Here is a 12,110-nt window from a genome sequence, read left to right as displayed (position 1 = left end):
AAAATACCTCGGGGGTCCGGGGGCAGAACCCCCGGCCTAGATCACATCAGTCCTTCAGACTTTCTTCGCGCAGACCGTCTGCCAGCAGGTTCAAACCCAGAACCAGGGACAACAGTGCCAAAGCAGGCGGAAGGGCAGGGTGCAGGTAGATCGAGAGCAGCTTGCGCCCTTCGTTGATCGTCGAGCCCCAGTCCGGGCTTTCGGGCGGCAAGCCCAGCCCGAAGAAACCCAAGGTCCCCAGAAGGATGGTTGTATAGCCAATCCGAAGACAGAAATCGACGATCAGCGGACCACGCGCGTTGGGCAGAATCTCCCAAAGCATGATGTACCACGGACCCTCACCACGCGTCTGGGCCGCAGCGACGTAGTCGCGGGTTTTGATATCCAGCGCCAACCCGCGCACGATGCGGAACACCGTGGGAGAGTTCACGAAGACCACCGAAACGAACACGACCAGAATACCGCCCGGAATGTCGAACAAATCCAGATAGGTCGGCAGACCCCAGACGCGGTAGCTGTCTGTGCTGATGATGTAGCCTCCGGTCGAAATCAGCGACAAGTAGAACCACAGCGCCACGCCTAGGACCCCGATCAGCAGAGGTGTTCGGAAATTCGGACGCGTGTAGTAGCGCGAATTCAGCAGGACACCGAGGAAGATGATCGGGAAGACAAACAGTATTGCCGCCATATAATTCGGCACACCGGTGGCCACGATCTCGGGTGTCACCAACAGGTAGAACAGCAGGATCACAGGGAAGGCGAGGATCAGGTTTGCAAGGAACGACAACAGCGTATCCAGGCGACCACCATAGTACCCGGCAGGCAGGCCAAGTGTGATCCCAACCATAAAGGCAAACATCGTGGCAAGCGGAGCGATCTGCACCACGATCCACGCTCCCTTGACCATCCGGCTGAATACGTCGCGGGCCAGATTGTCTCCGCCCAAAAGGTACCAGGCGTATTGGCCGTCCTCCAGATTGGGCAACGGCGTACCGGGCACCTTGTTTTTCATCCCCGAGATCTGTGCCAGCGGGTCATGTGTCACGATCAGATCAAGCGCGCCGAAGATGCCGGTAAAGACCCAGAACATCACAAGGCCAAAGCCGATCATGCCGATTGGGCTGTCGAAAAGCTTGCCGTAAAGACCCAGCTTGCGTTTGAACGCGATTGACATCGCATACAGGATGATAAGCGACAGCCAGACTGGTAGAAATTGCTGCGAAATCGCACCAATGATCCCGGCGCTGGTACCCATCAGGATGCCCAGCACGACATAGGCGACCGCGATCGCAACGCTGGCCATAAAGCTATAGCGCAGCGCGGCTTGGATCATGTTTCGCAGGCCCGAGCTTGACGTCAATGTTCCGTCAGGGTTCACCGTCATCTGATCCTCGGGCAGCACAATGCTGGCCAGCATCCAGACGACGATGGACAGGGCCATGACACCCAGTGCCAGCGCGAGTAACGGGTTGAGGAAGGCGATAGAGCCGGTCCAGGTAAGTGGTTCCATGATCTGACCCTCCCTTAAGAAATGCGAATGCGCGGGTTGAGGTAGACATAGCCGATATCCGAGATCAGCTGCGTCACCAGAACCACGAAGACCGACACGACCGAGATCGCCAGCAAGAGCTGGATGTCATTGTTCCCCGCCGCCTGCACCAGTGCCCAGCCAAAGCCCTTGTAGTTGAACAGGGTCTCGACGATCACCACGCCATTCAGCAGCCATGGGAACTGCAACATGATGACGGTGAACGGCGCGATCAGAGCGTTCCGCAGCGCGTGTTTCATGACGATATTCGGGAACGAGACACCTTTGAGGCGCGCGGTGCGGATATATTGCGCCGTCATCACCTCGGTCATCGAGGCGCGGGTCATGCGGGCGATATAGCCCATCCCGTAAAGCGCGATCGTTAGCACCGGTAAGAAGAAGTTCTCGAACGTCGGGTTCTCCATCGCTTGCGTCGCCGTGCCCTTGAACCATTTCAGGCCCACAGCGGATGACGTGAAGATCGCGATGAAGATCACACCCGAGACATATTCCGGCGTCGCGGTCGTTGTAATGGCAAAGGTAGACAACGTCCGGTCCGTGGCCGACCCTTCTTTCATCCCAGCCAGAATGCCAAGGATCAGCGCCGAGGGAACCATCAACAGCATCACCCAGAACATCAGTCGGCCTGTCAAAGCCAGCCGGGTGCCGACGACTGTCCCGACTTCTTCTTTGAAGACCGTCGAATACCCCCAGTAGCCCTGAAGGATGCCGCAGAAATTAGGAGACTCTTCGGCGGTTTTGCCGGGTAGAATGCATCGGCCCTGAACAGTGCCGTCTTCATTCGTGTGCCGGTATGAGGGCAGAACGCCCAGCCATTCACCGTATTTTATGGGCGTCGACTGAAGATATCCGCCTTTTTCCAAAAAGCTCTCGACCTGTTCATCCGACATCCGGAAATTGCCCTGCGTTTTCGCTAGCTTTTCCAGGTTCGGGTAGAGATTGGTGAGGAAAAAAACCAGGAATGTCAGGCACAATGCTGTCAGCAGCATAATCCCCACACGCCTTAAAATGAAAAGTCCCATGTTAGCCCCTGTTGGTCGGCTGGCGTGGACGGCATTCCGCCTCACGCGTTGCTATTCTTATGGTCGCCGTATTGAGGACGAAGGGCCGCGCCAGTGCGGCGCGGCCCTTTTTGTGTTTTGGGTCAGGAGGTCAGGCCGAACTTGTAAAGCTGCGGCAGGTCCGCGATGTGCTTTTCGACACCGACCATGTTGTCGCGATGGTGGCGCATTGCAGTCCGCCAATAAGGCTGAATGACAACACCTTCTTCGATCATGATCGCCTGCAGTTTCGCCATCACCTCGCGGCGCATGTCGACATCAGCGAGCGAGTTCGCCTCGGCCAGCAGCGTGTCGAACTCTTCGTTGGAGAAACCGGACTCGTTCCAAGCGACGCCAGATTTGTAGGCCAGCGCCAGGATTTGCGTACCCAGCGGGCGGTGGTTCCAGTTGGTCGAGGAATATGGGTACTTGGTCCAGTCGTTCCAGAAGGTCGAGCCCGGCAGAACAGTGTGTTTGGCCTTGATGCCCGCGTCGTTCAATTGAGCCACAACTGCCGCAGTGGTATTTCGGCGCCAGTCATCGTCGATGGACTGCACTTCGTGCTCGAAGTCAGCCATGCCTGCTTCTTCCATCAGGGCCTTTGCTCCGGCCGGATCGTAGGGGATGCGGGTGATCGACGAGTCATATTCCGGATGCATCGGGCCGACATGGCTGTTTTCTGCCGGAATGCCGTAACCGGACATGCCGAGTTCAAGGCAAACCTCGTTATCCACCGCCATGGCGAGGGCCTGACGGACCCGCTTGTCGCCGTAGATCTTGTTGCCGTCCGCATCTTCTGCCAGCTGGTTCGGGCGGATCACGATGGTAAAGCCCGACGGGATTTCCGAGCGGACAAGACCGATGCCGTCGAAGATGTCGACGAATTCACCGACCGACTCCCAGTTCATGTCGATCTCTTCGGCCTCATAAGCGGCCAGGAAGGCGGCAGGGTCGGTGCCATAGTCGATGAATTCGATCCGATCTATGTAGCCGCCTTTGCCCGCTTCGTAGCCCCACCAGTCGAAGCCTTCGTTGCGGACCAGAACGCCCTTCACGCCGACCTCGTGGCTTTCGGGAATCATGAAGCCTGTGCCAACCGGGTTCGACAGCATGTCATTCGGGTCAAAGCTGCTGTGGACGATAGCACCCGGATAGTCTGCCATGCCGGGGATGATGGTGATGTCCGGCGTGTTGCACTTCAGTTTAACGGTGTGCGAATCGATAACGGTAATGGCGCCATCAGAGGCTTTCTGGGTGCTCTCATCGACCAGCGACGCCATGCGCGAGGCCATCGAGTTGCCTTCCAGCGACGCATCGCACCAGCCTTCGATGTTGCGAGCCACGTCTTCGGCAGTGAAATCGTCACCGTTGTTCCACTTGACGCCCTTGCGGACGTTCAGCGTGTATTCAGTGGCGTCGTCATTGGCTTCCCAGCTTTCCAGCAACATGGGCTTGAACGTACCGTCGTTGTTGTACTCGACAAGATACTCCAACCAGCCCGCCGTGAAGGTCGCAATCTGCGTCCAGTCATAGGTGCGCGGGTCTTTGAGTGCGCGGACTTCCATCTGATATCGGATGGTGCCGCCTTGCTGCGGCTCAGCTGCGGCTGCGGGTGATTGCAGACCGATCATGCCGTAGGCAACCGGAGCGGCAACACCCAGTGCGGTGACGCGGGCCAGAAACTCGCGGCGGCTCAGATTGCCGTCGCGGTATTCCTGGGCGTGCATCTCTGCGGCCCAGTGCACCGACGTTCCCTTTGTTGTATGGTTAGTCATGAATGTCTCTCCCTGTGACATATTTGTTTTTTTGCATGGAATAAACGAACCTAGCCGGCGTTTTTCAGGCCAAGGCGAAGGTCGAAGGGTTCGGTTTTTTGAACGTTGGAATTCCCCATGTCGGTATTCGGCAACAGAATCCGAAGGACGTCAATGTTCGAATGCGGCATGAAGAGCAAAAAAACGACATGTCTGGGCGGTTGTTGCGCATCACGTGCCCTGTGCTTCTTACCCATTCCCAACGCGGGGCATGACGCCAACTCATGGAAGCCGAGCGCCGTAAGTACTGGAAATATTGGTTCATTCCGACTGGCAGCCAGATTGGTTACGGGGAATCAACCGCGTTTCGTATCAGTTTGATAAATCGAGGTGATTCCACGCCTTCATGCGCGCCCGGAACCATGTGCGCTGGCGTTTGGCAAACTGACGGGTCGAGATCGTGGCCCGTTCGCGTGCTTGCTCCAATGTCATTGAGCCATCAAGATAGGCCATGAGTTCCGGCACGCCGATGGCCTTGCAGGCGGGTAGCGACGGATCATAGCGGTCCCGCATGGCCGCAACCTCGTCCAGAGCGCCGCTCTCTAACATTTGATCGAACCGACGGGTGATGCGGTCCAGCAGCCATGATTTGTCGACGTCAAAGACGATGGGCACCGCGTCCTGCAGGGGCAGCACAGGCGGCGGAGTGTCGTCCTGCCAGGAGGCAAGGCTGCGTCCGGTTGCCTGCTGAACCTCCCACGCGCGCTGAACGCGGGCGCGGTTTTGGGTGTCCAGCCGGGTCAGGGTCTCGGCATCCACGCCAGCCATCAGCTGAGCCAAGTCCATCTGATCGGCATCCTGACGCACATGCTGAGGGGGCGGTGGTATCTCTGCCATTCCTTCCGTCAGAGCAGTGAAATACAGCCCGGTTCCACCAACGATGATCGGGCGCTGGCTGCCCGTCAGCAGCGGTGTGACCTCACGCAGCCAGTGGCCGGTGGAATAATCCTGATCAAATGCGACGTGACCATAAAGGCGATGCGGCGCGCGGGCTTCCTCGTCCGGTGAGGGGCGGGCCGAAATCACCTGCCAGCAGTCGTAAACCTGACTAGCGTCGGCGTTGACGATCACCCCTCCGAACCTTTCAGCGATGCGCAGCGCCAGCTCGGACTTGCCCGAGGCTGTCGGGCCAGCGATCAGAACCGGCTTGTCATCCGGTATCTCGGGGAGCCGGTCCCAAATCGATGCGGTGGGGTGATTGGTCATGGTCCCTCAGTATCCGCATTGAACCTGCGGTCGTTTTGCTTCATTTTGCGCCGGAAAATAAACCCGTGCCAGCCCGGAGCGCAATATGAGCCTAACCTCGTCCCCCAACACCCAAAAGCCCAAGTATGATCGCGTGATGCTGAAGATTTCCGGCGAGGCGTTGATGGGTGATCAGGGATTCGGCCTGCATCCGCCGACCGTCCAGCGCATCGCGCAGGAGGTGAAATCGGTCCATGATCTGGGCGTCGAGATTTGCATGGTGATTGGGGGCGGCAATATCTTCCGCGGCCTCAGCGGCTCGGCCCAGGGGATGGAGCGGACCACGGCCGACTATATGGGGATGCTGGCGACCGTGATGAACGCGCTCGGGATGCAGTCGGCGTTGGAAGAGATCGGGGTATTTACCCGCGTGATCTCGGCCATCCGTATGGATGAGGTCTGCGAGCCGTATATCCGCCGCCGCGCCGTGCGCCACCTTGAAAAGAAACGGGTTTGTATCTTTGCCGCTGGTACGGGCAACCCGTATTTTACCACTGATACGGCCGCGACCCTGCGCGCGAATGAGATGGCCTGTCAGGCGATCTTCATGGGCAAAAACGGCGTGGACGGGGTGTATGACAAGGACCCGAAAGAACATGCCGATGCAAAGAGGTACGACACGGTTTCTTACGACGACGTACTGGCCAAACGGCTGCGGGTCATGGATGCTTCGGCCATTGCGCTGGCGCGTGACAACAACCTGCCGCTGATCGTGTTCGGTCTGGATGAGCCGGGCGGCTTCCGGGGCATTCTAGCCGGTGAGGGGACCTATACCAAGGTTGAAGGCTGAGGCGCGCGCTCAGCAATTACCGTTCACTCTACTCATCGAAAGGCTTGGCCATGACAGCGTTGGATATTGATTTCGTTCGGGCTCAGTTCCCGGCCTTTGCCGAACCCAGCCTTCAGGGTCAGGCCTTTTTCGAGAACGCAGGTGGCTCCTACTCCTGCCAGCCAGTGATCGACCGGCTGACGCGGTTTTACACTCAGCGAAAGGTGCAGCCATACGCGCCCTACGAGGCCAGCCGTCTTGCGGGTGCCGAGATGGATGAAGCCCGCGCCCGGATGGCCGCTATTCTGGGGGTTGAGACTGACGAACTGAGTTTTGGTCCCTCGACCACCCAGAACACCTATGTTCTTGCGCAGGCTTTCCGTCAATGGATGAGCCCCGGCGAAGCGATCATTGTCACCAATCAGGATCATGAGGCCAATTCCGGCCCGTGGAGACGCCTTGTCGAGGCCGGGATCGAAGTGCGCGAGTGGAAGATTGATCCCGAAACGGGATCTCTGAACCCGCAGGATCTGGAAAACCTGCTGGATGAAAAAACTCGGCTGGTCTGCTTCCCGCATTGCTCGAACGTGGTGGGTGAGATCAACCCGGTGACCGAGATCACCGCCATTGCCCATGCTGCTGGCGCTTTTGTGTGCGTGGACGGCGTATCCTACGCGCCGCACGGGTTTCCGAATGTGGGTGATCTGGGGCCGGATATCTATCTTTTCTCGGCCTACAAGACCTACGGCCCACATCAGGGTTGCATGGTCATCCGGCGTGCTCTGGGTGAGTTGCTGCCCAATCAGGCGCATTATTTCAATGGCGATACTCTGTACAAACGGTTCACCCCGGCAGGGCCGGACCATGCGCAAATCGCTGCCAGCGCGGGAATGGCGGATTACATCTCGCTGCTCAGCACCCACCATGGCGGCCCAACTGAGGGTGCCGCGGCGCAAGGCGCTTTCGCCCATGACCTGATGCGCAATCACGAGGTTGCGCTGCTGCAACCGGTGCTTGATGCTGTCAAAAGCCGAAACGCGGTGCGACTGCTTGGCCCGTCTGATGCCACTCGACGCGCGCCCACCGTCGCCTTGGCTTTGAGGCGACCGGCCGAAGCTGTGGCGGCTGAACTGGCGGAGCATGGCGTGATGGCCGGCGGTGGTGACTTCTATGCTGTACGTGCCTTGCAGGCGATGGGGGTCGATCCGGATCAAGGCGTTTTGCGGGTCAGCTTTACGCATTACACGTCCCAACAGGAAATTGATCAGTTATTGAATGCACTTGACCGGGTTTTGTGATCCAGTTTTCGATATGCTCCGTAGTGGAAAGAAAACTGCGGGGCGAATATGGAAGATGGGCAACCTCCGATCATTTTGTGGTTCAGGCGTGACCTGCGGCTAAGCGATCATCCGGCGCTTGCCGCGGCGGCCGCGACCGGTCGCCCTGTGGTGCCGGTTTTTCTGTGCGATGATCTGGTGCAAACCCTTGGCGCGGCCCCGAAATGGCGGCTTGGGCTGGGGCTTGAGGTCTTTAGCCGCGCACTGAACGACATTGGCAGCCGTCTAATCTTGCGACGGGGCGATGCGTTGGCACGGTTGCAGCGGCTTATCGCGGAAACCGGCGCGACGGACGTGTATTGGTCGCGCGCCTACGATCCCGCCTCAATTGCGCGGGACACAAAGATCAAATCGGCGCTGAAAGGGAAGGGGATCGAGGCCAAATCCTTTGCCGGTCACCTTCTGTTCGAACCCTGGACTGTTGCGACCAAGGCCGGTCAGCCGTTTCGCGTCTTCACCCCGATGTGGCGCGCTGTGCAGGGGCGCGAGGTCCCTCCGCCCGAGGCAGCCCCGACCCGGTTGACCGCCCCCGAGCACTGGCCTGCCTCTGACGATCTGGCGACTTGGCACTTTGGCGCGGCGATGAACCGAGGGGCGGCGGTCGTAAGACATTATGTGCAACCCGGCGAACAAGCAGCGCTTGATCAGCTGGAGGTGTTCCTGAACCGGATCGCGAATTACGGCGCTGACCGTGATAGGCTGGATTTGGACGGGACATCGAACCTGTCCGAATACCTCTCATTGGGTGAAATCGGTCCGCGTACCGCTTGGCATCGCGTGCAACGCGCGGCTTTCGAAGGGACCCAAGGCACTGGTTCATTTCTGCGACAGCTTATCTGGCGCGAGTTCGCCTATCATCTTATGTACCACACGCCTCAGCTGGTGTCGGGCAACTGGAAGCCAGAATGGGACGCTTTTCCGTGGAACGAGGCCCGAGATGCGCCCGAGGTGCAAGCTTGGCTGCAAGCCAGAACCGGCATCCCGGTTGTGGATGCGGGTCTGCGGCAGATGTATGTGACCGGGCGGATGCACAATCGTGCCCGGATGATCGTGGCAAGTTATCTGACCAAGCATCTGATGACCCATTGGAAAATCGGTATGGAGTGGTTCGAGGATTGCCTGATCGACTGGGACCCGGCCTGCAATGCGATGGGCTGGCAATGGGTCGCGGGGTCCGGCCCGGATGCGTCTCCATTCTTCCGCATTTTCAATCCCGTTACACAGCAGGAAAAATTCGACCCCAAGGGTGCCTACTTAAAACAGTGGATTGCCGAGGGCAGGCCAAACCCGTCTGAGACGGCGTTGTCCTACTTTGAAGCCACACCCCGTTCTTGGGGTTTGAACCCCAAGGCGGATTACCCACCTCCGGTGGTCGATCTGCCAACAGGGCGCGCCCGCGCGCTGGCCGCGTATGAACGCCGAAAAAACCAGTAAGGAACTGAAAACTTGCCACAAACACAATTGCGTCCTAGCCTGCAGCAACCACCGCAGAGGGGAGAGCGGATGATCTTGACAACGACCGAAGGCCAAAAAGGTCTGCCCAGATATTTCGCGCAGGTTTTCAAGATGCTGAGCAAAATGGAGGCCGGGCGCTTGGATATTACTTTGTCTGACGGACGGACCTTCCGTGTTGAGGGCTCAAAGCCAGGACCGGTTGCCGAGGTCGAAATTCACGATCCCGACGTGTTTGCCCGCTTGATCCGGGAAGGTGAGCTTGGCTTTTCCGACGCTTATCTGGAAGGCCATTGGAGCACGCCCGATTTGCGCGCCTTTATGGATTTGGTCCATATGGGCAGTGAAACGGCCTACGATGGGTTCACTGGCAAGTTTCTCGTGCAGGCCTATGAGCGTCTGAGGTTTTGGTTGCATCGGAACAATCGCAAACAGGCCAAGAAGAATATCTCGTATCACTACGATCTGGGGAACGATTTTTATGCACTCTGGCTTGACGATACGATGACTTATTCCAGCGCCATTTTCGAGACAGGGCAGGAGAGCCTCGAGAAGGCGCAGACCGCCAAATACGCCAGCATGGTCGATGAGATGGGCGTCAAACCAGGCGATCATGTGCTTGAGATCGGCTGTGGCTGGGGCGGCTTCGCCGAATATGCCGCGAAAGAGCGTGGCCTGCGCGTAACGGGCCTGACGATCAGCCAAGAGCAGTTGAAGTTCGCTCAGGAACGCATTGAGAAGGCTGGTATATCGGATCTGGTTGATCTGAAGTTGCAAGACTATCGCGACGAACAAGGGCAATATGACGGCATTGCCTCGATCGAGATGTTTGAGGCCGTGGGTCAGAAATACTGGCCGGTCTATTTCGATACTGTGCGGGATCGGTTGAAGCCGGGTGCACAAGCCACCTTGCAGATCATCACCGTGGGCGATCATCGCTGGGACTACTACAAGAACGGCGTTGATTTCATTCAGAAATACATCTTTCCGGGGGGAATGCTGCCATCGCCTACGATCTTGCGACAGCAGATTGATCAGGCGGGGCTGAATGTCGTGCGCTCGAAGGAGTTCGGCAAGAGCTATGACCTGACCCTGCGTCGTTGGTTTGATACGTTCAACGACAAGTGGGACCAGATCTCGGAAATGGGATTTGATGAGCGTTTCCGCCGCATGTGGAATTATTATTTGACGGCCTGCGGCGCAGCCTTTGACACGGGCAATTGCGATGTGACACAGATCACCATAGCAAAGCCTAGTTAACGAACGGAATTCATACATGCCCACCGCCAGTCGCCTTGTCGCCGCCGCTTGTCTTGTGGTGTTGGCGTTCATCGTGTCCAGCATGGTTATCGCAAACGGAGAAGAGGGGAAGGACTACGGGTATTTTACCGTGGTCAATATCGCCTTGGGTTGGATTTGCGGTTGGAAAATCATGGGCAAGCGCGCTGGCCGGGGCTGGACGGCCGGAATCAACAACGGCCTGACCGGCGTGGCCTCACTGGTGTTTTGGGGCCTTTTCGTTCAGGGCACCTATGAAATGTTCCGACTGGCCATGCGCCACCGCTATGACGGCCCTTTCGAGGCGCTGATTGCCATCTTCAAGATTGGCGTCGAATTCGGTGAACAGTTGCTCGCGCCGGAAATCCTGATCACCTTGGGTGTTGGGGCCGTTGCCACCGGCTTGCTGACTGAAATAGCAAGCCGTCGCTGGCGTTGAATGTGAACACTTAGCGAAAGTCTAGCCTCTCGTGTCCGATTTGTTCTTCTATGGAACCCTGCGGCATGTGCCGCTGTTGGAGGCGGTTCTCGGGCGCTCGTCGTCTGAGTTGTCGCTGAAACCTGCCATTCTGCCAGACCACATCGTTTCTGCGGTTCAGGGGCAGGACTTCCCAATGATTCAACCCTCAAGCGGTGAGCAGGGTGTGGGATTGTTTGTGCAAGGCCTGACGCAAGCGGATCTCGATCGGCTGGCCTTCTATGAGGGCGGGTTCGACTATGATCTCAGGCCGTTGACTGTGACTCTAGAGGATGGAACCCAAGCGCAGGCTCAGGTGTTTTTTCCCGAACCTACGGCCTGGGTGCCGGATGGGCCTTGGTCTCTGGCCGCGTGGGTTGAACGCCTTGGTGACGTCACCGCGCTCGCCGCCGAGGAGGAAATGAGCTATTTCGAGCGGGTTGCGCCTTCGGATATGGCGCGCAGCATGCAGGCGATTCAGACGCGGGCCCGGGCAAAACTCTTCGCACGGCAGCGGCAAACGGGGGATGCGCGCGATGTGTCCAAGGACGTGATCGTGCATCGCCATCATCGGGCCTATGTCAACTACTTCGCGATGGAAGAGATCGACCTGCAACACCGTCAATACGATGGAGCCATGGGGCCGACGCTGAACCGAAGCGCGCTGTTGCAAGGCAGCGCGGTAATCGTTCTCCCCTATGATCCGGTGCGAGACACCGTATTACTTGTCGAGCAGTTCCGCGCCCCAGTCTATCTGATCGATGATCCCGAACCTTGGATGTGGGAGCCGGTTGCAGGCATGATCGACCCTGGTGAAACGCCAGAGCAGGCCGCACATCGTGAAGGAATGGAGGAGGCAGGCATCGCTTTCGATGCTCTGCATAGCGCAGGAGGAGGTTATTCCTCCAGCGGGTCGTCGACCGAGTACGTCTATCTCTATGTCGGGCTTGGTGATTTGACAGATCCCGCAATAACCGCAGGGCTGACCACCGAAGGTGAGGATATACGCTCTCGTGTTCTACCATTTGACATGTTTATTGCCATGGTGGATCGCGGTGAATTCAAAGACTTACCGCTGTTGACTCTGGCCCATTGGCTGGCGCGTCACCGCGACCGCCTGCGTGGGTGACTATCGCGCTTGTGGTTGGCGCAGAGCGGCTGTAAATCTG

General features: G+C 58.1%; 10 protein-coding genes. 6 read left to right on the top strand and 4 right to left on the bottom strand.

Features of this window, described 5'->3' with window-relative positions; translation table 11 throughout:
• Window positions 1–46: 46 nt before the first annotated feature.
• The 4 genes from ACRZ95_RS04025 to miaA all read right to left on the bottom strand — a co-directional run bounded on the left by ACRZ95_RS04025 (window position 47) and on the right by miaA (window position 5,609).
• Window positions 47–1,510: an ABC transporter permease gene (locus ACRZ95_RS04025; RefSeq protein WP_170469726.1), complete on the bottom strand. Its 1,464-nt coding sequence runs from the start codon at window positions 1,508–1,510 to the stop codon at window positions 47–49.
• Window positions 1,511–1,524: 14 nt separating this feature from the next.
• The gene (locus tag ACRZ95_RS04020; RefSeq protein ID WP_170376750.1) at window positions 1,525–2,571 is read right to left on the bottom strand and encodes an ABC transporter permease; all 1,047 of its coding nucleotides are present in this window, start codon (window positions 2,569–2,571) and stop codon (window positions 1,525–1,527) included.
• A gap of 122 nt (window positions 2,572–2,693) precedes the next feature.
• Window positions 2,694–4,364 carry an ABC transporter substrate-binding protein gene (locus ACRZ95_RS04015; RefSeq protein ID WP_170677778.1) on the bottom strand — a complete coding sequence of 557 codons (1,671 nt, stop codon included), beginning with the start codon at window positions 4,362–4,364 and terminating at the stop codon, window positions 2,694–2,696.
• 351 nt (window positions 4,365–4,715) lie between these two features.
• Window positions 4,716–5,609, bottom strand: a complete 894-nt coding sequence (gene miaA, locus ACRZ95_RS04010) for a tRNA (adenosine(37)-N6)-dimethylallyltransferase MiaA (protein WP_170677779.1) — start codon at window positions 5,607–5,609, stop codon at window positions 4,716–4,718.
• Between the two features lie 85 nt (window positions 5,610–5,694).
• Here miaA and pyrH point away from each other — a divergent pair, with 85 nt between their 5' ends.
• From pyrH to ACRZ95_RS03980, 6 genes are all read left to right on the top strand, one after another.
• Complete coding sequence (gene pyrH / locus ACRZ95_RS04005; protein ID WP_170469717.1) at window positions 5,695–6,438, top strand: UMP kinase; 744 nt, start codon at window positions 5,695–5,697, stop codon at window positions 6,436–6,438.
• A gap of 50 nt (window positions 6,439–6,488) precedes the next feature.
• On the top strand, window positions 6,489–7,715 hold the full coding sequence (locus ACRZ95_RS04000) for an aminotransferase class V-fold PLP-dependent enzyme (RefSeq protein WP_170677780.1): 1,227 nt from the start codon (window positions 6,489–6,491) through the stop codon (window positions 7,713–7,715).
• Between the two features lie 48 nt (window positions 7,716–7,763).
• Complete coding sequence (locus ACRZ95_RS03995; protein WP_170677781.1) at window positions 7,764–9,188, top strand: cryptochrome/photolyase family protein; 1,425 nt, start codon at window positions 7,764–7,766, stop codon at window positions 9,186–9,188.
• Window positions 9,189–9,257: 69 nt separating this feature from the next.
• Window positions 9,258–10,466: an SAM-dependent methyltransferase gene (locus tag ACRZ95_RS03990; protein WP_170677782.1), complete on the top strand. Its 1,209-nt coding sequence runs from the start codon at window positions 9,258–9,260 to the stop codon at window positions 10,464–10,466.
• A 16-nt stretch (window positions 10,467–10,482) separates the two neighbouring features.
• A complete protein-coding gene (locus ACRZ95_RS03985) occupies window positions 10,483–10,923 on the top strand; it encodes a TrgA family protein (RefSeq protein ID WP_170469704.1) in 441 nt (146 codons plus the stop codon).
• Window positions 10,924–10,954: 31 nt separating this feature from the next.
• Window positions 10,955–12,070 (top strand): NUDIX domain-containing protein, encoded by a 1,116-nt coding sequence (locus ACRZ95_RS03980; protein ID WP_170677783.1) that lies wholly within the window; start codon window positions 10,955–10,957, stop codon window positions 12,068–12,070.
• The last annotated feature ends 40 nt before the right edge of the window (window positions 12,071–12,110 follow it).

This window comes from Ruegeria sp. AI3 (genome assembly GCF_056541245.1).
The sequence above is the reverse complement of the archived record's forward strand: the minus strand, read 5'-3'. Positions and strand labels throughout refer to the sequence as shown.

What these genes read in the sequence shown, in the direction of transcription:
- ACRZ95_RS04025 (WP_170469726.1), bottom strand. Translation starts at nt 1,510, where the DNA reads ATGGAACCACTTACCTGGACCGGCTCTATCGCCTTCCTCAACCCGTTA.
- ACRZ95_RS04020 (WP_170376750.1), bottom strand. Translation starts at nt 2,571, where the DNA reads ATGGGACTTTTCATTTTAAGGCGTGTGGGGATTATGCTGCTGACAGCA.
- ACRZ95_RS04015 (WP_170677778.1), bottom strand. Translation starts at nt 4,364, where the DNA reads ATGACTAACCATACAACAAAGGGAACGTCGGTGCACTGGGCCGCAGAG.
- miaA (WP_170677779.1), bottom strand. Translation starts at nt 5,609, where the DNA reads ATGACCAATCACCCCACCGCATCGATTTGGGACCGGCTCCCCGAGATA.
- pyrH (WP_170469717.1), top strand. Translation starts at nt 5,695, where the DNA reads ATGAGCCTAACCTCGTCCCCCAACACCCAAAAGCCCAAGTATGATCGC.
- ACRZ95_RS04000 (WP_170677780.1), top strand. Translation starts at nt 6,489, where the DNA reads ATGACAGCGTTGGATATTGATTTCGTTCGGGCTCAGTTCCCGGCCTTT.
- ACRZ95_RS03995 (WP_170677781.1), top strand. Translation starts at nt 7,764, where the DNA reads ATGGAAGATGGGCAACCTCCGATCATTTTGTGGTTCAGGCGTGACCTG.
- ACRZ95_RS03990 (WP_170677782.1), top strand. Translation starts at nt 9,258, where the DNA reads ATGATCTTGACAACGACCGAAGGCCAAAAAGGTCTGCCCAGATATTTC.
- ACRZ95_RS03985 (WP_170469704.1), top strand. Translation starts at nt 10,483, where the DNA reads ATGCCCACCGCCAGTCGCCTTGTCGCCGCCGCTTGTCTTGTGGTGTTG.